General features: G+C 66.4%; 22 protein-coding genes. 5 read left to right on the top strand and 17 right to left on the bottom strand.

What is annotated here, in order from left to right:
• From fabF to CAL25_RS04730, 8 genes are all read right to left on the bottom strand, one after another.
• Complete coding sequence (gene fabF, locus CAL25_RS04765) at positions 1-1,230, bottom strand: beta-ketoacyl-ACP synthase II (protein ID WP_094798810.1); 1,230 nt, start codon at positions 1,228-1,230, stop codon at positions 1-3.
• Positions 1,231-1,424: 194 nt separating this feature from the next.
• Positions 1,425-1,664 carry an acyl carrier protein gene (gene acpP / locus CAL25_RS04760; protein WP_003813816.1) on the bottom strand — a complete coding sequence of 80 codons (240 nt, stop codon included), beginning with the start codon at positions 1,662-1,664 and terminating at the stop codon, positions 1,425-1,427.
• Between the two features lie 272 nt (positions 1,665-1,936).
• Positions 1,937-2,689, bottom strand: coding sequence for a 3-oxoacyl-ACP reductase FabG (gene fabG, locus CAL25_RS04755; protein WP_094798809.1), 753 nt, complete (start codon positions 2,687-2,689; stop codon positions 1,937-1,939).
• Position 2,690: 1 nt separating this feature from the next.
• Complete coding sequence (fabD, locus tag CAL25_RS04750; RefSeq protein WP_094798808.1) at positions 2,691-3,626, bottom strand: ACP S-malonyltransferase; 936 nt, start codon at positions 3,624-3,626, stop codon at positions 2,691-2,693.
• A gap of 104 nt (positions 3,627-3,730) precedes the next feature.
• Positions 3,731-4,717 (bottom strand): beta-ketoacyl-ACP synthase III, encoded by a 987-nt coding sequence (locus CAL25_RS04745; RefSeq protein WP_094798807.1) that lies wholly within the window; start codon positions 4,715-4,717, stop codon positions 3,731-3,733.
• The gene (gene plsX, locus CAL25_RS04740) at positions 4,717-5,760 is read right to left on the bottom strand and encodes a phosphate acyltransferase PlsX (protein WP_094798806.1); all 1,044 of its coding nucleotides are present in this window, start codon (positions 5,758-5,760) and stop codon (positions 4,717-4,719) included. Before plsX ends, CAL25_RS04745 begins: the two co-directional genes overlap by 1 nt.
• A gap of 60 nt (positions 5,761-5,820) precedes the next feature.
• Entirely contained in the window at positions 5,821-6,003 is a 183-nt protein-coding gene (rpmF, locus tag CAL25_RS04735) for a 50S ribosomal protein L32 (protein ID WP_094798805.1), read from the bottom strand.
• A 52-nt stretch (positions 6,004-6,055) separates the two neighbouring features.
• Positions 6,056-6,616 carry a YceD family protein gene (locus tag CAL25_RS04730; RefSeq protein ID WP_249278957.1) on the bottom strand — a complete coding sequence of 187 codons (561 nt, stop codon included), beginning with the start codon at positions 6,614-6,616 and terminating at the stop codon, positions 6,056-6,058.
• A 342-nt stretch (positions 6,617-6,958) separates the two neighbouring features.
• Here CAL25_RS04730 and CAL25_RS04725 point away from each other — a divergent pair, with 342 nt between their 5' ends.
• From CAL25_RS04725 to CAL25_RS04715, 3 genes are read left to right on the top strand one after another with little or no spacing between them, the layout of a single operon-like run.
• Positions 6,959-7,591, top strand: coding sequence for a Maf family nucleotide pyrophosphatase (locus CAL25_RS04725; protein WP_094798803.1), 633 nt, complete (start codon positions 6,959-6,961; stop codon positions 7,589-7,591).
• Positions 7,588-8,301, top strand: a complete 714-nt coding sequence (locus tag CAL25_RS04720) for an SAM-dependent methyltransferase (protein ID WP_094798802.1) — start codon at positions 7,588-7,590, stop codon at positions 8,299-8,301. The genes CAL25_RS04725 and CAL25_RS04720 overlap by 4 nt, the downstream gene beginning before the upstream one ends.
• Complete coding sequence (locus CAL25_RS04715) at positions 8,298-9,098, top strand: N-acetylmuramoyl-L-alanine amidase (RefSeq protein WP_249278952.1); 801 nt, start codon at positions 8,298-8,300, stop codon at positions 9,096-9,098. Before CAL25_RS04720 ends, CAL25_RS04715 begins: the two co-directional genes overlap by 4 nt.
• 24 nt (positions 9,099-9,122) lie before the next feature.
• Here the strand turns inward: CAL25_RS04715 and msrQ are convergent, their stop codons facing one another.
• The 4 genes from msrQ to CAL25_RS04695 form a co-directional block, all read right to left on the bottom strand.
• The gene (msrQ, locus tag CAL25_RS04710) at positions 9,123-9,767 is read right to left on the bottom strand and encodes a protein-methionine-sulfoxide reductase heme-binding subunit MsrQ (RefSeq protein WP_094798800.1); all 645 of its coding nucleotides are present in this window, start codon (positions 9,765-9,767) and stop codon (positions 9,123-9,125) included.
• Between the two features lie 22 nt (positions 9,768-9,789).
• Entirely contained in the window at positions 9,790-10,734 is a 945-nt protein-coding gene (gene msrP, locus CAL25_RS04705; RefSeq protein ID WP_094798799.1) for a protein-methionine-sulfoxide reductase catalytic subunit MsrP, read from the bottom strand.
• 244 nt (positions 10,735-10,978) lie between these two features.
• Positions 10,979-11,641: an HAD family hydrolase gene (locus tag CAL25_RS04700; RefSeq protein WP_094798798.1), complete on the bottom strand. Its 663-nt coding sequence runs from the start codon at positions 11,639-11,641 to the stop codon at positions 10,979-10,981.
• A 1-nt stretch (position 11,642) separates the two neighbouring features.
• On the bottom strand, positions 11,643-12,602 hold the full coding sequence (locus CAL25_RS04695; protein ID WP_094798797.1) for an RluA family pseudouridine synthase: 960 nt from the start codon (positions 12,600-12,602) through the stop codon (positions 11,643-11,645).
• Between the two features lie 591 nt (positions 12,603-13,193).
• On the opposite strand from CAL25_RS04695, the gene CAL25_RS04690 reads away from it, so the two are divergent.
• Positions 13,194-16,238 carry an Rne/Rng family ribonuclease gene (locus CAL25_RS04690; protein ID WP_094798796.1) on the top strand — a complete coding sequence of 1,015 codons (3,045 nt, stop codon included), beginning with the start codon at positions 13,194-13,196 and terminating at the stop codon, positions 16,236-16,238.
• Positions 16,239-16,423: 185 nt separating this feature from the next.
• Here CAL25_RS04690 and CAL25_RS04685 read toward each other — a convergent pair whose 3' ends face one another.
• The 5 genes from CAL25_RS04685 to argE all read right to left on the bottom strand — a co-directional run bounded on the left by CAL25_RS04685 (position 16,424) and on the right by argE (position 21,508).
• Complete coding sequence (locus CAL25_RS04685; protein WP_094798795.1) at positions 16,424-16,969, bottom strand: acyloxyacyl hydrolase; 546 nt, start codon at positions 16,967-16,969, stop codon at positions 16,424-16,426.
• Positions 16,970-17,218: 249 nt separating this feature from the next.
• Positions 17,219-18,097 carry an acetyl-CoA carboxylase, carboxyltransferase subunit beta gene (gene accD / locus CAL25_RS04680; RefSeq protein ID WP_094798794.1) on the bottom strand — a complete coding sequence of 293 codons (879 nt, stop codon included), beginning with the start codon at positions 18,095-18,097 and terminating at the stop codon, positions 17,219-17,221.
• Between the two features lie 29 nt (positions 18,098-18,126).
• Positions 18,127-18,987: a tryptophan synthase subunit alpha gene (trpA, locus tag CAL25_RS04675; protein ID WP_094798793.1), complete on the bottom strand. Its 861-nt coding sequence runs from the start codon at positions 18,985-18,987 to the stop codon at positions 18,127-18,129.
• A 10-nt stretch (positions 18,988-18,997) separates the two neighbouring features.
• Complete coding sequence (trpB, locus tag CAL25_RS04670; protein ID WP_094798893.1) at positions 18,998-20,197, bottom strand: tryptophan synthase subunit beta; 1,200 nt, start codon at positions 20,195-20,197, stop codon at positions 18,998-19,000.
• 162 nt (positions 20,198-20,359) lie between these two features.
• Positions 20,360-21,508, bottom strand: coding sequence for an acetylornithine deacetylase (gene argE, locus CAL25_RS04665; protein ID WP_094798792.1), 1,149 nt, complete (start codon positions 21,506-21,508; stop codon positions 20,360-20,362).
• 120 nt (positions 21,509-21,628) lie between these two features.
• Here argE and CAL25_RS04660 point away from each other — a divergent pair, with 120 nt between their 5' ends.
• Positions 21,629-22,918: an MFS transporter gene (locus CAL25_RS04660; RefSeq protein ID WP_094798791.1), complete on the top strand. Its 1,290-nt coding sequence runs from the start codon at positions 21,629-21,631 to the stop codon at positions 22,916-22,918.
• Positions 22,919-22,976: the final 58 nt, after the last annotated feature.

The following is a 22,976-nucleotide window of genomic DNA, read 5'->3' as shown; positions in this document are numbered from 1 at the left end:
TCAGACCCGACGCACAGCCATCGAGCCGTTGGTGCCGCCAAACCCGAAGGAGTTGGACAGCGCCACGTCGATCTTCATATCACGCGCCTGGTTGGCGCAGTAATCCAGGTCGCACTCGGGATCCTGGTTGAAGATATTGATCGTGGGCGGCGAGATCTGGTTGTAGACGGCCAGCGTCGTGAACACGGCTTCGATACCCCCGGCCGCGCCGAGCAAGTGCCCGGTCATCGACTTGGTGGAGTTCACCACCAGCTTGTGGGCGCGATCGCCGAACGCGAGCTTCAGTGCCTCGGTTTCGTTCTTGTCACCCAGCGGCGTGGAGGTGCCGTGCGCGTTGACGTAATCGACCTCATCGAGATTGATCGAGCCGTTGCGCAGCGCATTGACGATGCCGCGACGCGGACCGTCCTTGTCGGGGGCCGTGATGTGATGCGCGTCGGAGCTCATGCCGTAGCCGACGAACTCGCCGTAAATGCGCGCACCGCGCTTCTTGGCGTGTTCGTATTCTTCGAGCACCAGCACGCCAGCGCCCTCGCCCAGCACGAAGCCGTCGCGGTCGCGGTCCCAGGGACGCGATGCGGTGGTCGGATCGTCGTTGCGCGTGGACAGTGCGCGCATGGCGGCAAAGCCACCGATGCCCAGCATCGACACGGTCGACTCGGCACCGCCGGCGACCATCACGTCGGCATCACCGTACTCGATCAGACGCGCGGCATCGCCGATGCTGTGCAGACCGGTGGTGCACGCCGACACGACGGCATAGCTCGGGCCCTTCATGCCATAGACAATCGAGAGCTGACCCGAGATGAGGTTGATCAACGAACCCGGCACGAAGAACGGCGAGATCCGACGCGGGCCCTTGGCCAGCAGGTCGGTCTGGGTTTCTTCGATACGCGGCAGGCCACCGATGCCCGAGCCGATGATCACGCCGATGCGCTCGGCATTCTCTTCGGTCACTTCCAGACCACAGTCGCGCCAGGCTTGCATGCCGGCAGCCAGGCCGTAATGGATGAAGGTATCCATTTGGCGGGCTTCTTTTGCCGGCACGAACTGGGTGACGTCGAAGTCCTTGACCTCACCCGCGATGTGCGTGGTCAGGCTGGACGGATCGAAACGGGTGATGCGGCCAATGCCAGAACGTCCGTTGACGATATTGTCCCAAGCGGTGGCTAGGTCATTGCCCACGGGGGACACGATACCCAGGCCGGTGATGACGACTCGTCGCTTCACGGATGACTCCTCAAACAGACAAAATAAAGGCGGTTTTCGGGAGGTACTGCGCGCGGCCCTCGCCGGCCGACCTGACCGCCGGGGACGTGCCCGGCCGGATCATGTGTCGCGGCAATTGCGCGGCAGCTTCCAGAAACCGCCCAGTTCCCGGCGCTGTTCCCGAAAAGGGCGCGCGCGGGAGGATACAGGCCAGCTTACTGCTTACCGTGCGAATTGATGTAGTCAATCGCTTGTTGCACGGTCGTGATCTTTTCGGCCTCTTCGTCGGGGATCTCGGTCTCGAATTCATCTTCGAGGGCCATGACCAGCTCGACCATGTCGAGCGAATCGGCACCGAGGTCGTCAAGGAAGGAGGACTCGTTCTTGATCTCGGCTTCGTTCACGCCAAGTTGTTCAGCGACGATCTTCTTGACGCGCTGTTCGATGCTTTCCATGCAGATCTCCAATTGGGAAAAATCCCGCGAATTATAGCCAAGCGCAGAGGAATGCAAACGCCAGGCCATGACAAAAATAACACCAGCATGCGAAAGACTGTTTTCAGCCCCTGGGAATGACGACCACGGAGGCCGCCACACATACCCTTCACATGCCTTGCCGAGGCCCCGTTGCGGCCGCCCGATAAAGACGGGGCTTGCTCGCTGGGGCACCCGGGCGGGTGCTGCGATGGTACGCCGGCGCGGCCAAGGCCGAGCCGTCGCACCGGAACTCATTGCATGTACATCCCGCCGTTGACGTGGAGGGTCGTACCCGTAATGTAACCCGCCTGCGGACCGGCCAGGAAGGCCACCGCGTGGGCGATATCGGCCGGGTCGCCGAGGCGGCCCAGCGGAATCTGCTGCAACAGCGCGGCGTGCTGGTCTTCGCCCAGTACGCGCGTCATGTCGGTGTCGATGAAGCCCGGCGCGACGCAATTGACCGTGATGTTGCGGCTACCCAGCTCACGAGCCAAAGCACGTGCCATGCCCGCCACGCCCGCCTTCGCGGCGGCGTAGTTGGCCTGGCCCGCGTTGCCGCTGGCACCGACCACGGAGGTCACGTTGATGATGCGGCCCCAGCGGGCCTTCATCATGCCGCGCAGCACGGCGCGCGACAGACGGAATACGGCCGCGAGGTTGGTGTCGATCACGGCGTCCCAGTCGTCGTCTTTCATGCGCATGGCGAGCGTGTCACGCGTGATGCCGGCGTTGTTGACGAGGATGTGCGGGCCGCCGCCCTCTTTGCCCAGCGTCTCGATGAGCGCTTCGGCAGCCTTGGTATCGGTCACGTCGAGCACCACACCGCGGCCGCCCAGCGGAGCCAGCGCTTCGTTGATGGTCTGCGCGCCGGCCTCGGACGTGGCCGTGCCGACGACGGTGGCGCCGCGTGCCGCCAGCTCGGCGGCGATGGCCTTGCCGATACCGCGCGTCGCGCCGGTCACCAGGGCAATCTTGCCCTCGAGTTCGTTCGAGTGTTTTTCCATGTCAGTTTCCGTGCACCACCGCGAGGGCGGCTTCCAGGGAGGCGGGATCGGTGATGGCCAGGCCCGTGAGCTCGCCGTCGATGCGCTTGGTCAGGCCGGTAAGCACTTTGCCGGGACCGCATTCGATCACATGCGTGATGCCCTGCGCCTTCATGGCCTGGAGGGTTTCGACCCAACGCACAGCATGCCATGCCTGGCGCACCAGCGCATCCCGGATCGCGTCCGGCGTATCCACGGTCGCGACATCCACGTTGTTGATGAGGGGCACCTGCGGGGCCACGACGTCGATGTCGGCGAGCGCGGCGGCCAACACCTCGGCGGCGGGCTGCAGCAGGCTGGAGTGGAACGGCGCCGAGACCGGCAGCAGCAGCGCGCGCTTGGCGCCGGCGGCCTTCGCGGCCTCGCAGGCACGCTCGACGGCGGCCTTGTGGCCCGCGATCACGACCTGAGCCGGTGCGTTGAAATTCACGGCTTCCACGATTTCGCCCTGAGCGGCTTCGGCGCAGGCGGCACGCACCGCGTCGTCGTCCAGGCCCAGGATGGCGGCCATGGCGCCGGTACCGACCGGCACGGCGGCCTGCATGGCGTCGGCGCGCACGCGCACCAGGCGCACGGCGTCTTCGAGCGCCAGCGCGCCAGCGGCCGTCAAGGCGGTGTATTCGCCGAGGCTGTGGCCGGCGACCAGCGCCGGCATCGGGCCACCGGCGGCACGCCACGCGGCGAAGCAGGCCATGCCCGCCGTCAGCATCGCGGGTTGCGTGTTGGTGGTGAGATTGAGCTGGTCGGCGGGACCCTGCTGGATCAGCGCGGCGAGGTCCTGACCCAGCGCGGCATTGGCACGCGCGAGCACATCGGCGACGGCGGCGTTACCTGCCCACGCATCGAGCATGCCGACCGCTTGGGAACCCTGACCGGGAAATACGAAAGCGACTTTCATGGATGTCCGTGATTTATGTTCGTTTCAATCGGGGCGTGTGACGCCCGGTTGCGGCGGACAGCGGGACACCGCTCGGGCGCCCCGCTCGCGCGGACGATCTGAACCTACATTCGGGCGAGCACAGAGCCCCAGGTGAAGCCACCGCCCACGCCCTGCATCAGCACGTGCTGGCCGGGTTTGATGCGGCCATCGCGGCGCGCCAGATCGAGCGCAAGCGGCACGCTGGCCGCCGACGTATTGGCGTGCTGATCGACCGAGATGACCACGCGGTCCGTGGAGATCTCGAGCTTCTTGGCAAGGAAATTGAGGATGCGCACGTTGGCCTGGTGCGGGACCAGCCAATCGAGCTGGTCGACGCCGATGCCGGCTTCCGCGCACACGGCGCGTGCCGAACGATCGAGCACCGTGACGGCCTGCTTGAAGACGGCCTGGCCATCCATGCGCAGGAACGGATCGCCCGTGACTTCGCCGTAGGCCACATTGCCCGCGGCACAGAGAATCTTGGTCTGGCTGCCGTCCGCATGCAGATGCGCGGCCAGAATACCGGGTTCGTCAGAGGCCTTGAGGACCACGGCACCCGCGCCGTCGCCGAACAACACGCAGGTGGCGCGGTCGTTCCAGTCGAGGATGCGGGAAAACACTTCGGCGCCGATCACTAGCGCGTTGCGCGCACGACCGGCACGCACGAAGCTGTCGGCGGTGGTCAGCGCGTAGACGAAGCCGGAGCAGACGGCCTGCACGTCGAACGCGGCGCCACCCTTCGCGCCGAGATTGGCCTGCACCAGGCAGGCCGTGCTCGGAAACACGAAATCGGGCGTGGAGGTCGCGACGATGATGAGGTCGAGGTCGGCGGCTTCGATGCCGGCGTCGGCGAGCGCGCGGCGCGCAGCCTCGGTGGCGAGCTGGCTCGTCGTCACGCCGCGTTCGGCGAGATGGCGCTGGCGGATGCCCGTGCGCTCGACGATCCACTCATCGGAAGTGACGATGCCACGCTCGGCCAGCTCGGCGGCCAGGGCATCGTTGGAGACGACGCGTTCGGGCAGAAACGAACCCGAGCCCGCGATCACGGAGTATTTCATGGACTTATCCATCAGGCATTGCCTCCTGCCGCATCACGCAACTGCACGCGCTCATTGATCTGCGCGACGGTCTGAGCCGTGCGCTCGAGCAGCTTGCTGACCACGGCTTCGCGTGCGCGTTGCAGCGCGAAACCATAGGAATACGCGTCGGCCGAGCCGTGGCTCTTGATGACCACGCCGCGCAGGCCCAGCAAGGCCGCGCCGTTGTAGCGCCGGTTGTCGACGCGGCGACGCAGGCGGTTGAGCACCGGCGTGGCCACGGCGCCGACCAGCAGCGTCACGATGTTGCGCTTGAATTCTTCGCGGATCACGCTGGAGAGCATCTTGGCCAGGCCTTCGACGGACTTCAGCACCACGTTGCCGACAAAGCCATCGCAAACGACGACGTCGACCGTGCCCTTGAAAATATCGTTGCCTTCCACGTTGCCGTGGAAGTTCAGCGGACTCGCGCGCAACAGCTCGGCCGCTTCCTTGACCACTTCGTTGCCCTTGATGACCTCTTCACCGATGTTGAGCAACCCCACGGTGGGGTTCTCGCGGTGATCGACGGCCTGCGCCAGCGCGGCACCCATGATGGCGAATTGCATCAGGTGCTCGGCGGTACAGTCGACGTTGGCCCCCAGATCGAGCACCGTGGTGGCGCGGCCGGTCTGGTTGGGAATGGAGGTGGCGATCGCCGGGCGGTCGATGCCGTCCAGCGTCTTGAGTACGTAGCGCGAAATCGCCATCCAGGCGCCGGTATTGCCGGCCGACACGCAGGCGTCGGCGCGGCCATCCTTGACGGCCTGAGCCGCCTGGCGCATGGAAGAATCTTTTTTGCGACGTAGCGCGACCTCGACCGGGTCGTCCATCGAGACGACCTCGGAGGCCGGTACGATTTCGAGGCGGTCGCGCGGCACCGAGCGTTGCTCGGCCAGCGCAGCCTCGATGGCATCGGGCAGTCCGACCAGCAGCAACCGGGTATCCGGGAACTGCCGGGCGAACTCGATCGCGGCCGGTATCGTAACGGGCAGACCGAAGTCCCCGCCCATGCAGTCTATGGCGATGCGTATCACGGGTGCCAGATCAGCGTCGAGCTGAGACGGTCTACCGGTTTACGAGAGACGACGCGTGACTTATTCGTCAGCCTTGGTCTTCAGGACCTTGCGACCACGATAGAAGCCGTTGGGGCTGATGTGGTGACGCAGGTGCGATTCGCCCGTGTTGGGCTCGATGGCCGTCGGGGGATTCGTCAGGAAATCGTGCGAGCGGTGCATACCGCGCTTGGACGGGGACTTCTTGTTTTGTTGAACAGCCATGATGACTCCTAGAAACGGGCCGCATTGTACGCGAATGCGGCACGAGTTGATCTCAATTCTTGCGCTTCAGTTGTTCCAACACCGCAAACGGTGATGGACGCTTGACTTCGGGCGACTCGACTTCTTCGTCCGAAACGGCCTCCTGCCCTGGGCAGACCTCGTGCCGGGGCACGTAGGGAATGCTCAGGATGAGTTCATCCTCGATCTGGGCCAACAGATCGAAGCGATGCGAACCCACCACCTTTTCGGGTAGTCTGGCCGCGGCCTCAAAATCTTCGTCCTGCTCATCGAGGTCGCCGAGGTCGTCTTCGAGATCGTCCTCGGATGCCACGAGTTGCAGCACGACGGTGGAATCCACCGAATACACAAAGGGTGCATTGCAGCGCTGGCACACCAGAATCGGCGCGGCTTGCACATGCAATTGCAGTAGCGGCTGACCGCCGATCACCGCGCCAGAACGGCTGGTGCCTTTTCCTTGCTCGCCCTGCACGGACCAACGGACCATGCCGGCGCCGCTCTCATCCGGCCGGGCCTGCTCGGGCAGACCCTCGACAAACCGGTCGAGCCGCACAATGGGGACTTCCCCGTGCGCGTGCCCACGCTGGTTTGCCATGGCGATGGCATCGATGCGGCGCACATCGAATCGCGGGTCATCCGAGGTTGCGCTCGACTTTCCCGTATTCGCCTTATCGTTCATGAGCTTCCTGCATCGAATGCGTGATGATTTTTGCGCACAATCCGCCGGGGCTGGGTTGGCACCTGGGGGGGACCTGGGGGGACCTGAAAAGGTCCCCGGGTTGGTACCCGGGTTGGTGCCCAGGCCGGTACCCAGGTTGGTACTCAGATTGCTACCCGGGTTGCTACCCAAAAGCGGAGCCTGCCCGCTGCCTCGCACAGCAAAATGCCGCAAAACGTTAGATAATACCGTGACTTACAGCCTACCGTCAAACTTGGCATGCCCGTCACACAGTCTGCAACAGCCGATTCGCCTCCCGCCCAAACCCGCCTGATCCTCGCATCGAGCTCGCGCTACCGCCGCGAGCTGCTGGCGCGCCTGCGCCTGCCGTTCGAGAGCATTTCGCCCGATGTGGACGAAACGCCACAACCGGGCGAAGCGCCCGCGGCGCTGGCACTGCGCCTGTCGGAAGCCAAGGCGCGCGTGATTGCAGCCCGGCACCCCGATGCGCTGGTCATCGGATCCGACCAGGTCGCCACCATCGACGGCAGCCCGATCGGCAAACCGGGCGATTTTGCCCGCGCCCACGCCCAGCTGACCCAGCTATCGGGCCGCGAGGTGGAGTTTCACAGTGCGATGGCCGTGACCGACGGCACGCGCACCGAGCGTGTCGATGTGGTCACGCGCTGCCGCTTTCGCGTGCTCACGCCGGCCGCGATCACCGCTTATCTGCACGCCGAAGAGCCCTACGATACCGCGGGCAGCGCCAAGGCGGAAAGCCTGGGGATCGCCCTGATGGATCGCATCGAGAGCGACGACCCGACCGCCATCATCGGCCTGCCGCTGATTGCCCTCACCCGCATCCTGGCCGGCTTCGGCTGGGATCCGCTCGACCGCGCGGGGCAGGCATGAGCGGCGCCCTGCACCTGATCCCGGTGGGTCTGGGCGAGTCGCCCGTCGAACGCTGGCTGCCGGCGGACGCCCGGGCACTGGCCGGCAAGCTCGACCTCTACATCGCCGAAAACGCCAAGACGGCGCGCGCCTTCCTGAAGCTGATCGGCACGGAGCGCCCGCTCCAGGAGATCACCATCCATACCCTGAGCGACAAGGCCGACGCGCGCCAGATCGAAACCTGGCTCGAGCCGCTGCGCGAGGGGCGCGATATCGGACTGGTGTCGGAGGCGGGCTGCCCCGCGGTGGCCGACCCCGGCGCCAAGGTGGTGGCCGTGGCCCACCGCCTCGGCCTGCCGGTGCGCCCCTGGGTCGGCCCCTCCTCGATCCTGCTCGGCCTGATGGCGAGCGGGCTCGACGGGCAGCGCTTCGCGTTCCACGGCTACGCCCCCGTGGATCCGGCCGAGCGGGCCAAACAATTGCGCGCATGGGAACAACACTCGGCCAAAAACGATCAGACCCAGATGCTGATCGAAACCCCTTATCGCAACGCCGCCATGTTCGGCACCCTGCTCTCCGCGCTGCGCGGCGACACGCGCCTGTGCGTGGCGCGCGCCCTGACCACCGCCCAGGAATGGGTCATGACCCGCACCGTGGCGCAATGGAAGCAGAGCCCGCCTCCCGACCTCGACAAACAGCCGACGCTGTTTCTGTTCCTGGCGGCCAAATGACGGGCGCGGCACGCTTCGGCGCGGCGGCGCTCGCCCTCCTGGCCCTGGCGGGCTGCGCCAGCCGGGGTCCGGCGGGGCTCGATCTGGACACTTCCGTCACCGCGCAAGGCCAGAGCAGCCGCGCACGCTATGTGGTCCTGCATTACACGACGTCCGACGACGCCCGGTCGCTGCACATCCTGTCCACCGCGAAGGTCAGCTCGCATTACCTCGTGGCCGAGGCCCCGGCGGGCAAGGTCTATCGCCTGGTCGACGAGAATCGGGCGGCCTGGCACGCGGGCGCCAGCGCCTGGTATGCCCAGCGCTCGTTGAACTTCACGTCGATAGGCATCGAGGTCGTGAACCCCGGCTTCACCGAGGGGCCGGGCGGCGAGCGTGTCTGGCATCCATATCAGCCGCGGCAGATCCAGACACTCGTCACCCTGCTGCAGGATGTCATCCGGCGTCATGGCATCGCGCCCGAGAACGTGGTGGGCCACAGCGACATCGCCCCGCAGCGCAAGCTCGATCCCGGCCCGCTCTTTCCGTGGCGCCAACTCGCGCAAGCCGGCATCGGCCGCTGGTACGACGAGGCCGGGGCCGCGCAGCACCTGGCCCGCATGCAGACGACGGGCCTGCCCGACGTGGCGTGGTTTCAGCAACAGCTGGCGCGCCTGGGCTACGACACGCCGCAGCACGGCCAGCTCGACCGGGCGACCATCAACGTGCTGGCGGCATTTCAGATGCACTATCGCCCCGCCACCCACGACGGCCAGCCCGACATCGAAACCGCGGCCATCATGCTCGCCATGCCCTGACGGGTGCGGCGGCACCGCGGCCGCTCAGGCCGGGCTCGGCCGGCGCCGCCACCACGCGACGACGCGCCAGCCCAGCAGCACGGCGAGCACGCCGGCGTAGATGAGCGGCTCGCGCAGATCGTTCTTGCCGGCCTTGTGCCACCAGTAGTGCAGGATGGCCAGCAGGCCGATCACGTACACCGCACGATGCAGCGTCTGCCAGCGCTTGCCGAGGCGCCGCATCGCGGCCTGCGTGGAGGTGAGCGCAAGCAGGCTCATCAGCACGAAAGCGGCGAATCCCACGGCGATGAACGGCCGCTGCCCGAGGTCCTGCAGCATCGCGGCGGGATCCAGCCCGCGATCCCACCACACCCAGGTACAGAAATGCAGGCTCGCATAGAAAAACGCGAACAGCCCGCACATGCGGCGCAGCCGCACCAGGGCCGGCTGGCCCAGCAGGCGCCGCAGCGGCGTGATCGCCAGCGTGACCAGCAGGCAGACGAGCGTCCAGGTGCCGGAGGATCGCGTCAGGAACTCGACGGGATTGGCGGTGAGACCATCGTTGAACCCCAGCCAGATCCAGCGCAGAAACGGCATCAGGCCCAGCAGGAACAGAACGGGCTTGAAGCGCGCGATGGCGCGCGCCGACCAGGCGGGATGCGGCGCGGGCGCCGCGGGTGCGCGACTCACGCCCGTACTCCGGTAAACAGCATCAGTAGTTCGCCTTCAGATCCATGCCCTGGTAGAGCGACGCCACCTGGTCCGCGTAGCCATTGAAGGCCAGGGTCTTGCGCTTGGGCGTGAACAGACCGTCCTCGCCGATGCGCCGCTCCGTGGCCTGGCTCCAGCGCGGATGCGGCACGTCGGGGTTCACATTGGCATAGAAGCCGTACTCCTGCGGGGCGGCCTTCATCCACGAGCTGACCGGCTGCTTCTCGACCAGACGGATCGCCACCAGGGACTTGGCCGACTTGAAGCCGTACTTCCAGGGGACGGCCAACCTCAAGGGCGCCCCGTTCTGCTTGGGCAGCACCTTGCCGTACAGGCCGAACACCAGCATGGTCAGCGGATGCATGGCCTCGTCGATGCGCAGCGCCTCGACATAGGGCCAGTCGAGCACCGCCGAGCGCACGCCGGGCATGTTTTCGCGCTGCACCACACTGACGAACTCGACGTACTTGGCCTTGCTGGTCGGCTGGACCTGCTTGAGCACCTCGGCCACCGAATAACCGACCCACGGGATCACCATGGACCAGCCCTCGACACAACGCAGCCGATAGACGCGGTCTTCCATGGGCGCGAGCTTGAGCAGCGTGTCGATGTCGAACGTCGCCGGCTTCTCGACCTCGCCCTCGACCTTGACCGTCCAGGGCCGCACCTGCAGCTTGCCTGCATTGGCGGCCGGATCGCTCTTGTCGAGGCCGAACTCGTAGTAGTTGTTGTAGGTGGTGACGTCCTTGATGGGCGTCTGCTTTTCCATCACCGAGAAGGGCGACGCCCGGCCCGGCAGGGCGTCGCCCTCGGCGCGCGCCCAGGCCGGCAGGCTCAGGGCCGCGGCGGCGGCGCCGGTGCGCAGCATCCACTCTCTGCGGGACTGCCAGACGGATTCGGGGGTGATTTCGGAGGGCAGGACATCGCCCGGCTTGCGTACGAACATGCGTTTCTCCCGAGAACGCGACGCTCGCGGCACATGACGCGCCGCGCAGCATCCAATACAGGATAGACGGAACCGCCCAGCGATTTATTCCCGTTTCTCCCGCAACGTTCAGACAGGACGGGCACGGCGGCGTTCCCGGCACGGCGGGAACGCGGAGGCGGCCTGATGTCGACGCGCCGACTCGGGGCGCTATGCCGGCGCGCCCATCCGGGGCGCTATGCCGGCGCCCGCCGACCCGGGGGCCTTATGCCGGCGCGCCGACCCGGGGCTTGAGCCAGGCCGACATGGCGGCCACGCTGTCGACCACGGCCTGCGGGGCGCAGCCCTCCAGATCGCTGATCGGATGGGCACCGTACGAGACGCCCAGCCCGTGCACGCCCGCGTTGACGGCCATCTGAAGATCATGGGAGGTATCCCCGATCATAAGCATGTCGGCGGGCTCGGCGACGAGCTCGCGCATCAGCTGGTGCAACATCTCGGGATGCGGCTTGCTGAAGGTCTCGTCGGCGGTGCGGGTGGCATCGAACATATGACGCAGACCGGTCGCGGCCAGCACGCGGTCCAGGCCCACCCGGCTCTTGCCGGTGGCGACGGCCAGACGCACATTCTGGTTGGCCAGGTCGGTCAGCAGCTCGCGCGCGCCGTCGAACAGACGCAGCTCGGGGTCGCGCAACAGGTAATGAATGCGGTAGCGCTCCAGAAACCGCGGCAGTAGGGCCGGGGTGAGCTCGGGGACGGCACGGCGAAGCGCGCTCTCGAGCGAGAGCCCGATCACCCAGCTCGCCGCCGAAGCGGTGGGCACGGGCAGGTCCAGATCGCGACAGGCGTTCTGGATGGCGGCTACGATGCTGTGGGTCGAATCCATCAGCGTGCCATCCCAATCGAACACCACGAGGGAATAGGCCATGTCAGGCGGTCTCCAGTTGCTGCAACAGCTTTTGGCAGGCGGCCGGCAGCTCGGCCGTCAACCTGAGGGTTTCGCCCGTCAGGGGATGGGCGATCGTCAATTGGTGTGCATGCAGAAACATGCGGTTAAAGCCCATGCGCGCGAACCGGGCGCGGGTTTCATCCGGCCCGTATTTATCGTCGCCCACGATCGGAAAGCCGCTGCCGGCCAGATGCACGCGGATCTGGTGGGTGCGACCGGTGCGCAGCTCGGCGTCGACCAGGCTGTAGCCGCCGAACCGCTGCCTGAGGCTCACGATCGTATGGGCAAACTGGCCGTCGGGGTCGACGCGCACGCGGCGCTCGCCGCTCTGGGTGGTCCATTTGGTGAGACCCAGCTTGATGTGCTGGCGGTCGTTGACCCAATCGCCCTCGACCAGCGCGTAATAGTGCTTGTTGCCCTTGCCCTCGCGCAGCATGGCGTGCAGGGCCAGCAGCGCGCTGCGCTTTTTGGCGACCATCAGCAGCCCGGAGGTCTCGCGGTCGAGGCGATGCACCAGCTCCAGAAAGCGGGCCTCCGGGCGCGCCGCGCGCAGCTGCTCGATCACGCCGAACGACACGCCGCTTCCGCCATGGACGGCAACGCCCGCGGGCTTGTCGATCACCAGCAGGGCGTCGTCTTCGAACACGACCGGAAACTCTGAAGCAGGAACGGGCTTGGGCGCGCCGGGGTCGGGCAGCCGCAGCGGCGGCACGCGCACGATGTCGCCCGCCTGGACCCGGTATTCGGCTTGAATACGTCCCTTATTTACGCGAACCTCGCCGCCACGGATGGCTCTGTAGATATGACTTTTGGGGACACCCTTGCACAAACGCAGCAAGAAATTGTCGATCCGCTGGCCGGCCTGCTCGGCATCGACCTCGACCAGGCGCACCTGGGGAACAGCAGGGGAACTTTGTTTGCGCATTGCGGAAAGCGGCATATAATCGGGACAGCCTGAAGGGGCTGAACTGAGGGGGCTGACCTGCGAGAGCTGTACCAGCCGTCTGGCGTTGAGATGCGGATGTTGTTTGGAATCGCTTGAATGAATTCATTTCAAGCTTTAAAAATTCCAGCGATCCACGCGTCTCCGTCGGGCGCGTAGGCCAACATTGTACCGCCTGCTCGTTCAGCTCCGGGGTCTCTTGGTCGCCGGCTCGACCGAGTCCTGCCGGACGGTGGTGTGGCACGCTTTGCCCGCCTTCCTGGTATGACCGTCGCAAGTCGCAAGCGGCTCTGAAGCACCGCAAGAATCGTCGCTAATATTTATACGCACCAGGTGCGCGCAGGACATCCCGCCGCACCTGACGTTCACAGCAATCTTTTCGTCAACCACAATTCAGTGAAGCTGACCCCCCTGCTGAAAGAACCCCGTGCCGCACACCGGCACGACGTGCCCGCCTGACCCGCGGCGGATACGCCTGGGCGCAGCCCAGGTACGGTCCGCATTCTTCTTGCCGCTTCAGTCCGCAGCCCGAGTGACCCGAGGTCACGCGCCGATATCGGCGCGTCATGACAACGGAGAAACCCTCTCATGAAGCGCATGCTGTTTAACGCGACGCACCAGGAAGAACTGCGCGTCGCGATCGTCGATGGGCAAAAGCTCATCGACCTCGACATCGAAACCGCCGGCCGCGAACAGCGCAAAGGCAACATCTACAAAGGCGTCATTACCCGCATCGAGCCTGGTCTCGAAGCCTGCTTCGTCAACTACGGCGAAGATCGCCACGGCTTTCTGCCCTTCAAGGAAGTCGCCCGCACCTACTTCAAGGAAGGCGTGGACGTGCGCACGGCGCGCATCCAGGACGCCCTGCGCGAAGGCCAGGAGCTGATCGTCCAGGTCGAAAAAGAAGAACGTGGCAACAAGGGCGCCGCCCTGACCACCTTCATCTCGCTCGCCGGCCGTTATCTGGTCCTGATGCCCAACAACCCCCGTGGCGGTGGCGTTTCGCGCCGCGTCGAGGGCGAGGACCGCCAGGAACTGCGCGACACGATGGAACAGCTCGACGTGCCCCAGGGCATGAGCATCATCGCGCGCACGGCCGGCATCGGCCGCAACGTCGAAGAGCTGCAATGGGACCTGTCCTATCTGATGCAGCTCTGGAGCGCCATCGATGTCGCCGCCCGCGACAACGCCGCCCCGATCCTGATCTACCTCGAGTCCAGCCTGGTCATCCGGGCCATCCGCGACTACTTCTCGCCCGAAATCGGCGAGATCCTGATCGATACCGACGAGATCGCCGATCAGGCCACCGCCTTCATGGCCGTGGTGATGCCGGACAACGTCCAGCGCGTGAAGCGCTATCGCGACGACATCCCGCTGTTCTCGCGCTTCCAGATCGAACACCAGATCGAAACCGCGTACTCCCGTACCGTGCAACTGCCCTCGGGCGGCGCGGTCGTCATCGACCACACCGAAGCCCTCGTGGCGGTGGACGTCAACTCGGCACGTTCCACCCGTGGCGCCGACATCGAGGAAACCGCCCTGCGGACCAACCTCGAAGCCGCCGACGAAGTGGCCCGCCAGCTGCGCCTGCGCGACCTGGGCGGTCTGATCGTGATCGACTTCATCGACATGGAGGACAGCAAGAACCAGCGCGCCGTCGAACAGCGCCTGCGTGATGCCCTGCATTTCGACCGTGCCCGCGTCCAGATGGGCAAGATCTCGCGCTTCGGCCTGATGGAACTGTCGCGCCAGCGCCTGCGTCCGGCCCTGAACGAAGGCTCGCACATCACCTGCCCGCGCTGCACCGGCACCGGCGTGATCCGCGATGCCGAATCGAGCGCGCTGCAAGTCCTGCGCCTGCTCCAGGAAGAAGCCATGAAGGAAAACACCGCGGCGGTGCACGCCCAGGTGCCGGTCGACGTGGCCACCTTCCTGCTGAACGAAAAGCGCGCCGACATCGCCAAGATGGAAGCCCGCCTGAAGGTCAATCTGGTGCTGATCCCCAACAAGCACCTCGAGACCCCGCATCACCACATCGAGCGCCTGCGCCACGACGATCCCCGCCTGGAAGACACCAAGACCAGCTTCGAGCTGGCCGAGGCCCCGGCGACCGAAGTCGCCTGGCAGCCCAGCGAAAACGAAGTGAAGTCGCGTCCGGAAGCGCTGGTCAAGGGCATCACGCCCTCGCAGCCCGCTCCGGTGTCGACGCCGACGCCCGCCACCGCCGCACCGGCCCCGGCCGCCGGCTCGGGTCTGGGCTGGTTCAAGCGCCTGACCAACTGGCTGACCGGTGGCGGCGACGCCAAGCCGGCTCCGGCCGCCGAAGAAACCCCGGCCAAGCGCAACAGCGGTGGCCGCGGCAAGCGCGCCCATGATGGCCAGGAGCGCCGTGGCGAACGTCATGGCTCCGACCGCAACCGCAATCGTCGCGGCAATGCCGAAGGCGAAGCGGCAGAAGGCGGTCGCCATCAGGTCCGTGGTGGCCGTCGTGGTGAAGAACGCGCCGAACGCGGTGCCGAACGCGGCGAGCGTCCTGCTCGCGGCGAACGCCAGGCTGACGGCCGCGCCGAGCGCGACGCCCAGCAGGCCGCCGCCGTCCAGCAGAACCGCAACGAACGCGCCGACCGCCCGGCTCAGCCCGAGCTCAACGAAGACGGCACGCCGGCACGCAGCGGCCGCAACCGCCGTGGCCGTGGCCGCAACCGTCGCGAAGAAGGCGCCAGCGACGCGCCGATGAGCGAGCAGGAAAGCATGGTCGCCGCCCTGGCGGAAAGCGTGGCGCAGGCCCTGCCGGCCAGCACCCCCGCTGCCGCCCCGGTGGCGCCGGCTGCCCAGCCCGCTGAAGCCGCCACGGATGCCGATACCGGCGTGGATGCGATCGACGGCACCGACACCGGTGAAGCCGGTGCGGATCCGGAACGCAAGCGCCGCCGCCGCCGCAGCCGCCGTGGCCGCCGCAGCCAGGAAGACGGTACCGTGCTGAACGCCGATGGTCAGGCCGAAGACGGCGATGCCGCCGACGACGCCGCAGAAGCCCCGTTCGTGGCGCCGCAACACCCCGAAGCCACCGAAGGCGCACCGGTCACCCCGGCGCCGTCGCAGGCCGTGACCCCGGTCTCGGCACCGGTCCAGGAAGCCCCCGCCGCGGCGCCGCAAGCGCCCGTCCAGGTGGCAGCCGCCGAGGAAGCACCTGCTGCTCCCGCGCCGGTCGAGCCGGTCAAGGTCGAGGCCCCGGCCGACGCCCTGGCCGCACAGCCGGCCAGCAGCGCAGCCGCCGAACCGGCCGCGCCGGCTCCGGCGCCCGTGACGCCGCCCGCGGCGCCGGTCGAAGCGGCCCCCGCCGCTGCGGCACCGGTCGCTCCGGCTGCTCCGGCACCGGCTGCTCCGGCTGCTCCGGCACAGGCTGCCCCGGCTGCCCCGGCTGCCGCCCCGATCGTCGTTCGCGGCGAGCAGGCGCTGAACGCCGTGGTCAACGCCGCCGGCCTGACCTGGGTCCAGACCAACCCGGAACGCCACGCGCAAACGCAGCAAAGCATCGCTGCCACCCAGACGCCCGTGCGCCTGGGCCGTGAGCGCAAGCCGGTGGCTGCCGTCTCGAACGAACCCCTGGTTCAGGTCGAAACGCAGCACTGATGCGACGGCGGGCTTCCCGCCTCGCCTCTCACCGCGGCAGCGCCGCAGCGAAACCGCCCTCTTCGGAGGGCGGTTTTTCATGGGCCGCCCGAATTCGCCGTGGCGTCACCGCGGCGCGCGGCCAATAAAAAACCCGCCTCGCGGCGGGTCGGTACTGAAGCGCCGGCGCACGGGCCGGCGGGGCTTCAGAACTGGTACACGTACGTCAGCTGCGCGACGTCCAGGCCCGGGTTCGGGCGCTTGATGCCGGCATTCGAGAAATGCGAATAGCGCAGGCCGATGCGGTTGTTCTTGTTGATCAGGAAGCCCAGGCCGATGTGATCACCGAACTGGAAGGCGGTGCTGATCTTCTCGTCGGCAAAGTGCGTCGAGCTGAACACCGTGGCGCCGATACCGGCTTCGATGAAGAAGCGCTCGCCGGTCCACCAGCGGAACATCGGGATCGCGTTGGCCTGCCACACATGGCCGGGGTTGCGCGAGCCGTTGGCCTGCCAGTACGACACGCCGAGTTCGGGCGTCAGATCGAGGCGACCCCAGTTGCCACCAAACTCGTACGACCAGACCGAGGGGGTTTCGTAGTTGAGGGTCAGGCGCTTGTAGTGATCGCCGATGCCGAGGTGCAGACCCACACCTCCTTGCGTGCCCTGCTGTTGAGCCTGGGCCACGCCACACGTTGCAAGCAGCGCACCGATCACGGCAGCCAGGACATTTTTCTTGTATTTGCCTTGCATGAGAGAGAACTCCAATCTGATCAGGAAGCAACACAACTGACATTATCAGAAAAGAGCTCATAGGAACGGTCTGATTGTGTACGCCGCGCAACACCTCAAACACAAAATCGTGTGGTAGCTGGAGCAATCAAATCCATTATCCGCAAGGGTGGAATAATCCGCGGCCGCGAGCGCGCGCGAACGGGTTCGAGGCCCAAAGAAAACGGGCCGCGATAGCGGCCCGTTCGGGTCAAGCGAGAGGGGCTGCGATCAGGCCGCGGCCACCACGTCGGCCGACTGGTTGCTCAGCAAGGCCAGCAGACGCGCGATCTCTTCGCGCAACTGGCGGCGATCGATCACCATGTCGATCGCGCCCTTCTGCAGCAGGAACTCGGCGCGCTGGAAGCCCTCGGGCAGCTTCTCGCGCACGGTCTGTTCGATCACGCGCGGACCGGCAAAACCGATCAGCGCCTTGGGCTCGGCAATCACGACATCGCCCATGAAGGCGAAACTGGCGGACACGCCGCCCATGGTCGGATCGGTCAGCACGCTGATGAACGGCAGGCCCTCGGCCGCGAGGCGGGTCAGCATCGCGTTGGTCTTGGCCATCTGCATCAACGACAGCAGGCTCTCCTGCATCCGCGCGCCGCCCGAGGCCGCCACGCAGATGAAGGGGGTTTTGTGCTCGAGCGCGGCCTGAACGCCACGCGCGAAGCGCTCACCCACGACCGAGCCCATCGAGCCGCCCATGAATTCGAATTCGAAGCAGGCCAGCACCGTGGGCACGCCGCGAATCGCGCCGCTCATGACGATCAGCGCGTCGGTTTCACCGGTTTGCTTGGTGGCTTCGGCCAGACGCTCGGGATACTTGCGGGTGTCCTTGAACTTGAGCGAGTCGACCGAACGCGTGGTCTGACCGATCTCGACCCGGCCTTCGACGTCGAGCAGCGAATCGATGCGCGCGCGCGATCCGATACGCATGTGGTGATCGCACTTCGGGCAGACGTGCAGGTTGGCGGCGAGGTCTTCGCTGTACAACACCGATTCGCAGGATGGGCACTTCACCCACAGGCCTTCCGGCACGCGACGCTGGCCGCTGTCGCTGGTTTTATTGATGCGAGGCGGCAGGAGTTTTTCGATCCAGCTCATTATGGGTTCCCGTGGGGTGACGCGCCCGGTCAGGCCGGCGCGTTGATTCGTTTGACTTGATCCAGCGCCTGCCGGATCGTGGAGAGCCAGTCGCCGGCGGCCTTGACGGCGGCGTCGGCCTGCTGCGCGGCCGGCGCTTGCGCGACAGCCTGCTCCATGGTTTCGATCAGCTTGCTGCCGATCACGACCGCGTCGGCGTGTTCGGCGATGCGAGCCGCACTCTCGGCGTCGCGGATGCCGAAGCCCACGCCCACCGGAATGCTGACGTGGCGGCGGATCAGCGCGAGCCGCGCCGCCACATCGTCGGTATTGAGACTGCCCGCCCCCGTCACGCCCTTGAGCGAGACGTAGTAGACGTAGCCACGGGCGACCTGCGCGATTTTCTGGATGCGCGCGTCGGTGGACGTGGGGGCCAGCAGGAAAATCGGCGCCACGCCCGCGCGGTCGAGCATGACGGCAAAGGCGTCGACCTCTTCGGGCGGATAGTCGACCACCAGCACGCCGTCGACACCGGCGTCGTGGGCGCGCTGCGCGAAGGCCTCCTGGCCCATGCGCTCGATCGGATTCGCGTAGCCCATCAGCACGACCGGCGTTTCGGTGTCGTCGCGGCGGAACTCGGCCACGAGCTCCAGCACGCGGGTCAGGCCCACGCCCTGCGCGATCGCGCGCTCGGCGGCGCGCTGGATCACCGGACCATCGGCCATCGGATCGGAAAACGGCACGCCCAGCTCGATCACATCGGCGCCCGCGCGCACCAGTGCGTGCATCAGCGGCACCGTGGCGGCCGGCGAAGGATCGCCGGCGGCGATATAGGGAATGAGCGCCGAAGCGCGCCCGGCGGCGGACACGCGGGCGAACGCCGCGGAAATGCGTTGGTTGTCGCTAGTCATGGCGCGGGTATCAGAGTTCGATGCCGGCGCGCTCGGCGACGGTGTGCATGTCTTTGTCGCCCCGGCCGGACAGATTGACCAGGATCACCTTATCGGAGGACAGCGTGGGGGCCATCTTCACGGCTTGAGCGATGGCGTGCGCGGACTCCAGCGCGGGCATGATGCCCTCGATGCGGCAGCAGTCGTGGAAGGCGGCGAGTGCTTCGTCGTCGGTGATACCGACGTAGCGCGCACGGCCGGCGTCCTTGAGCCAGGCATGCTCGGGGCCCACGCCGGGATAATCCAGGCCGGCCGACACCGAGTGGGTTTCCTGGACCTGGCCATCGGCATCCTGCATCACGTAGGTGCGGTTGCCGTGCAGCACGCCCACCTGACCCGCGGCCAGCGAGGCGGCGTGACGGCCGCTTTCCATGCCTTCGCCCGCGGCCTCGACACCGATCAGCTCGGTGCCTTCGTACGGGATGTAGGGGTGGAAGATGCCCATGGCGTTGGAGCCGCCGCCCACCGCCGCCACCACGTAATCGGGCTGGCGGCCAATGGCTTCGGGCATCTGCACCAGGCATTCGTTGCCGATCACGGTCTGGAAGTCACGCACCATGCGGGGGTACGGGTCCGGACCGGCCACGGTGCCGATGATGTAGAACGTGTTTTCGATGTTGGTGACCCAGTCGCGCATCGCTTCGTTGAGCGCGTCCTTGAGGGTGCGCGAGCCGGAGTTGACCGGCACGACGGTGGCGCCCAGGAGCTTCATGCGATAGACGTTGGAGGCCTGACGGCGGACGTCTTCGCTGCCCATGTAGACCACGCACTCCATGCCGTAGCGGGCCGCGACCGTGGCGGTGGCCACGCCGTGCTGGCCCGCGCCGGTCTCGGCGATCACGCGCGGCTTGCCCATGCGGCGGGCGAGCAGCGCCTGGCCGATGCAGTTATTGACCTTGTGCGCGCCGGTGTGATTCAGATCCTCGCGCTTGAACCAGATCTGGGCACCGCCCAGACGTTCGGACCAGCGGCGGGCGTGATACACCGGACTGGGACGGCCCACGAAATGCTTCAGCTCGTAGTTGAAGGTCTCGAGGAACGCCGGGTCCTGGCGGCTGGCCTCATAGGCCGCGCGCAGCTCGTCCAGGGCGTGCATCAGCGTTTCCGCCACGAACACGCCGCCATAGGGGCCGAAGTGGCCTTGAGGATCTGGAAGGTCGTAAGGTTTCACAAACATCTCGCTTTCGCGGCGTTCCGGCAAGGGAAACGCCATCAAGTCGCCCAGGGGGGTCTTGCCGTGCAAGGCTGACCGGCGGCTGCCGGTCAGCAACCCGTCATTTTACCCGAGGCGGGGCATTCCTGCCCCACCCCGCCGGGCCGGACGGGCGTCGCGTCAGAGCGACTGACCCAGACGACGCAGGAATCGCTCGCAATCGGCCATCTGGTCGATCGCGACGAACTCGTCGGGCTTGTGGGCCTGCTCGATATGGCCCGGACCGCAGACCACCGTCGGAATGCCGATGCCCTGGAACAGGCCCGCCTCGGTGCCGTAGGCCACCTTGCGGGTGACGCGATCCTCGGTGAGCACGCGCACGAGTTGCGTGATCGCGGCCTCTTCGGAGGCATCCAGGCCGGGCGCGGCGGCGCCGGTCTCGATATCGATCCGCGCGCCGGCGAACTCGGCCTGCATGCGCGGCAGCAGCTCGTCGTCGACGTAGCGCTGCACCCGGGCCTGGATCTCGTCGGCCGGCATGCCCGGCAGATTGCGGAACTCATAGGAGAACTCGCACAGCTCGGGGATGGTGTTGACCGCGATGCCGCCCTTGATCTGGTTGGTGGTCATCGTGGAGAACGGCACGTCGTAGTGCTGGTCGTACGGACCCTGGGCCTTGAACGAATCGGCCACGTCGCGGATGTGACAGATCAGGCGGGCGGCGTATTCGATGGCATTGCAGCCGCGCGGGGTGAGCGAGGAATGCGCGGCCTTGCCGTGCACCTTGCAGCGGAACAGGTTGATGCCTTTGTGCGCCACCACGACCTGCATGCCGGTGGGCTCGCCCACCACGCAGCCTTCGGGCCGGATCCCGCGATCGTGCAGGTCGGCGATCATGTACGGCGCGCCGGCGCAGCCGACCTCTTCGTCGTACGAAAACGCCAGGTGGATGGGCTTCTTGCGCGGCATGGCCAGAAACTCGGGCACCAGCGCGAGCGAGGCGGCGATGAAGCCCTTCATGTCGCAGGCGCCACGACCGTACAGCTTGCCATCGGCCTCGGTGAGCTTGAACGGGTCGGTGCGCCAGTCCTGGCCGTCGACCGGCACGACGTCGGTGTGACCCGACAGCACGATCCCGCCCTGCTCGCCCTCGCTGCCCGGCAAGGTGGCGAACAGATTGGCCTTGTTGCCTTCGGGGTTATGCACCAGCCAGGCCTGCACGCCCTGCTTCTGCAACCAGTCGCGCGCGGTTTCGATCAGCGCCAGATTCGAGTTGCGGCTGGTGGTGTCGAAGCCCACCAGAGTCTCTAGCCAGGTACGCGTATTCATCTCAAAAACCCTTGGGGTAAAGATATAAGTTTAGGCCACCGGACCGCCGCGGACAAAAAGCGTTCGAAATTAGGCCTAAAATTCCGCCCTTCTTTTTCACTCAACCCAAGGGGATTCCCCGTGCAGCACCGCGCCGTACCCACCCGCAACATCGTGGCTGCCGTCATCGGCAACGCGTTGGAGTGGTATGACTTTCTCGTCTTCGCGTTCATGACGCCCATCATCGCGAAGCTGTTCTTCCCGGTGGACCCCAACGTTCCCGGCAGCGAGCTCAACTCGATCCTGATGACCACCGCCATCTTCGGCGTCGGCTTCTTCATGCGTCCGGTCGGGGGCATCCTGCTCGGCCTGTACGGCGACCGCAAGGGCCGCAAGGCCGCCATGGTGATGGTCACCTCGCTGATGGCCGTGTCGATCGCGCTGATCACCGTGGCCCCCACCTATCACGCCGCCGGCATCCTGGCCCCGATCTTCATCCTGATCGCGCGCCTGCTGCAGGGCTTCTCGGCCGGTGGCGAGTTCGGTACCTCGACCGCGCTGCTGATCGAGATGGCGCCCAAGCACCGCCGCGGTTTCTACGGTTCGTGGCAGATGGCCGGCCAGATGCTGGCCCTGCTGATCGGCGCCGCCTTCGGCACCCTGATCACCGAAGTCTTCACGACCGAGCAGATCGAAGCCTGGGCCTGGCGCCTGCCGTTCGCCTTCGGTCTGGCGATCGTGCCGCTGGCCATCTACATCCGCCGCAACGTCGACGAAACCGACGCGTTCAAGGAAATGCAGAGCGAGCAGGCCGCCGGCACCGTCGAGCGCCTGACCCTGGGCCAGATGATCGCCCAGCACACCCGCGAAACGATGATCGGCGTGGGCCTGGTCGTGACCGCCACGGTGTCGATCTACATCACCTTCACGTATCTGGTCACCTACTCGACCAAGATCCTGATGCTGCCCATGACGCAGACCTTCATGGTGCAGATGGCCGGCGCCGCGCTGATGGTGCTGCTGACGCCGTTCATGGGCGCCTGGTCCGACCGCGTCGGCCGCCGCCCGCTCGTGATCGGTTCGCTGATCGGCTACCTGCTGGTACTGTATCCGCTGTATGCCTGGCTGACGTCGGCGCCGTCGATCGAGCGCCTGCTGGTGGTGCAGCTCGTGGTCTGCCTGTTCGTGTCGGCATTCTTCGGCGTGTTCAGCACCGTGATGGCGGAGCTGTTCCCGCCGCGCGTGCGTTCGGTGGGCCTGTCGCTCGCGTATAACGTGGCCGTGATGATCTTCGGCGGCTTCGCCCAGTTCATCGTGACCTGGCTCATCAAGACGACCGAGTCGCCCATGGCGCCCGCGTACTACGTGATGTTCGGCGTCACGCTGGGCCTGATCGCGTCGTTCTTCATCGACGACAAAAAGGCGCATTGATTGCGCTGAAGTAAAAAAGCCATCCCTCGGGATGGCTTTTTTATTGGGCGCGGCGGAT

Origin of the sequence: Bordetella genomosp. 5 (genome assembly GCF_002261315.1) — a bacterium.
In the GTDB taxonomy this organism is placed as follows: domain Bacteria; phylum Pseudomonadota; class Gammaproteobacteria; order Burkholderiales; family Burkholderiaceae_B; genus Bordetella.
Note: the sequence above shows the minus strand (reverse complement) of the source record. Positions and strands in the feature narration are given on the sequence as shown.

Bases quoted from the DNA above. Each gene is read 5' to 3' on its own strand.
- acpP (WP_003813816.1), bottom strand. From the start codon at position 1,664: ATGGAAAGCATCGAACAGCGCGTCAAGAAGATCGTCGCTGAACAACTT.
- fabG (WP_094798809.1), bottom strand. From the start codon at position 2,689: ATGGAAAAACACTCGAACGAACTCGAGGGCAAGATTGCCCTGGTGACC.
- fabD (WP_094798808.1), bottom strand. From the start codon at position 3,626: ATGAAAGTCGCTTTCGTATTTCCCGGTCAGGGTTCCCAAGCGGTCGGC.
- CAL25_RS04745 (WP_094798807.1), bottom strand. From the start codon at position 4,717: ATGGATAAGTCCATGAAATACTCCGTGATCGCGGGCTCGGGTTCGTTT.
- rpmF (WP_094798805.1), bottom strand. From the start codon at position 6,003: ATGGCTGTTCAACAAAACAAGAAGTCCCCGTCCAAGCGCGGTATGCAC.
- CAL25_RS04730 (WP_249278957.1), bottom strand. From the start codon at position 6,616: ATGGCAAACCAGCGTGGGCACGCGCACGGGGAAGTCCCCATTGTGCGG.
- CAL25_RS04725 (WP_094798803.1), top strand. From the start codon at position 6,959: ATGCCCGTCACACAGTCTGCAACAGCCGATTCGCCTCCCGCCCAAACC.
- CAL25_RS04720 (WP_094798802.1), top strand. From the start codon at position 7,588: ATGAGCGGCGCCCTGCACCTGATCCCGGTGGGTCTGGGCGAGTCGCCC.
- CAL25_RS04715 (WP_249278952.1), top strand. From the start codon at position 8,298: ATGACGGGCGCGGCACGCTTCGGCGCGGCGGCGCTCGCCCTCCTGGCC.
- msrP (WP_094798799.1), bottom strand. From the start codon at position 10,734: ATGTTCGTACGCAAGCCGGGCGATGTCCTGCCCTCCGAAATCACCCCC.
- CAL25_RS04700 (WP_094798798.1), bottom strand. From the start codon at position 11,641: ATGGCCTATTCCCTCGTGGTGTTCGATTGGGATGGCACGCTGATGGAT.
- CAL25_RS04695 (WP_094798797.1), bottom strand. From the start codon at position 12,602: ATGCCGCTTTCCGCAATGCGCAAACAAAGTTCCCCTGCTGTTCCCCAG.
- CAL25_RS04690 (WP_094798796.1), top strand. From the start codon at position 13,194: ATGAAGCGCATGCTGTTTAACGCGACGCACCAGGAAGAACTGCGCGTC.
- CAL25_RS04685 (WP_094798795.1), bottom strand. From the start codon at position 16,969: ATGCAAGGCAAATACAAGAAAAATGTCCTGGCTGCCGTGATCGGTGCG.
- accD (WP_094798794.1), bottom strand. From the start codon at position 18,097: ATGAGCTGGATCGAAAAACTCCTGCCGCCTCGCATCAATAAAACCAGC.
- trpA (WP_094798793.1), bottom strand. From the start codon at position 18,987: ATGACTAGCGACAACCAACGCATTTCCGCGGCGTTCGCCCGCGTGTCC.
- argE (WP_094798792.1), bottom strand. From the start codon at position 21,508: ATGAATACGCGTACCTGGCTAGAGACTCTGGTGGGCTTCGACACCACC.